Origin of the sequence: Halorubrum sp. BV1, assembly GCF_000746205.1 — an archaeon.
Taxonomy (GTDB): domain Archaea; phylum Halobacteriota; class Halobacteria; order Halobacteriales; family Haloferacaceae; genus Halorubrum.
Window position 1 is genome coordinate 1 of the sequence record NZ_JQKV01000042.1, and the last position, 1,000, is coordinate 1,000.

Annotated in this window: 1 protein-coding gene and 1 pseudogene; one reads left to right on the forward strand and one right to left on the reverse strand. The window is 64.1% G+C overall.

The window, feature by feature from the left end:
- Positions 1–163 precede the first annotated feature (163 nt).
- The gene (locus tag EP28_RS14295) at positions 164–313 is read left to right on the forward strand and encodes a hypothetical protein (RefSeq protein WP_155118485.1); all 150 of its coding nucleotides are present in this window, start codon (positions 164–166) and stop codon (positions 311–313) included.
- Here the strand turns inward: EP28_RS14295 and EP28_RS11580 are convergent.
- Positions 289–1,000, reverse strand: a pseudogene (locus EP28_RS11580) (integrase); the annotation flags it as partial. The gene EP28_RS14295 and the pseudogene EP28_RS11580 sit on opposite strands and share 25 nt — an antisense overlap.

Here is a 1,000-nt window from a genome sequence, read left to right on the forward strand (position 1 = left end):
CGGCACTCCTCCGGCGAGGCATGACACTCGTCACCGTGCTGTCGATGGATCCGATGGACATCGACACGAGCCGCGGCCACGCTGTTCGCGAGGCCGTCCTGGCCCAGTACGGTACGATCGAACAGAGTAGATCAACCGATGATCGCTTTACTGAATCCGAATCATGAGTACAACTGAGAGCGACGAGAGTGAGGAACTGGGCGGCGAAGAGCAAGACCTGCTGGACGTCGCAGCGACGGACCTGCAGTCGGCCAAGCACGCTCGCCGCGTGCTCCAACGGAAGTACGACTACGAGGAGGAGGAGCTCCCATGATCCGCCGAGGCAGCGACGTCAGCGTTCTCGAGAACAGCCCGGAGCTGCTTCGCCAGCTCGGGGTTCTCGACGATGTCGTCGAGGATGTCGTCGGTGACGTTCTCCTCGGCTTCGTTCGCTCCAGCGGTCAGGGGCGCCGAGCAGCCGGGGCAGAAGTCGTGGTTGGGCTGCAGCGCAGTCTGACACCGGGGGCACTGCTCGAGGTCGGGTCGCTCGGAGTTGGCCTCGTGGTCGAGGTCGTAGTGGCTGAGGATCTGGTCGTTGAACTCCTCGTCACGGACACCCGAGTAGACCTCGAGCATATCGGAGTCGACCGTCCAGCAGGCGCGGTGTTTGATGGCCTGTTCGGAGAGGCCCTCTCGGATCCACCGGCTGATCGCCGTCTTCCGGAAGTTGTGAGTGTTGACGCGGTCGCGGTCGATGCCGGCCTCCCCGGCGAGATCCTTGATGCGCCGGCTGAGGTACTGGTAGTCGAGGGCGCCGTCGTCATCCCCGTCGTAGTACCCACCGTTCTGGTGGAGCAGGGCCGCGTTCTCGACGTTCCGGCGCGGGTGGACGTTGAGGTAGGACGTGACGTAGCCCTCACTCCACGTGAGGGGCATGGTGCCATGGGCGTCCTTGACGTTCGCCTCCTCGTTGATCGTGATCATGGCGTTCTGCCCGGAGAGGTCGACGTCGCGGATCCGC

Bases quoted from the DNA above. Each gene is read 5' to 3' on its own strand.
- EP28_RS14295 (WP_155118485.1), top strand. From the start codon at position 164: ATGAGTACAACTGAGAGCGACGAGAGTGAGGAACTGGGCGGCGAAGAG.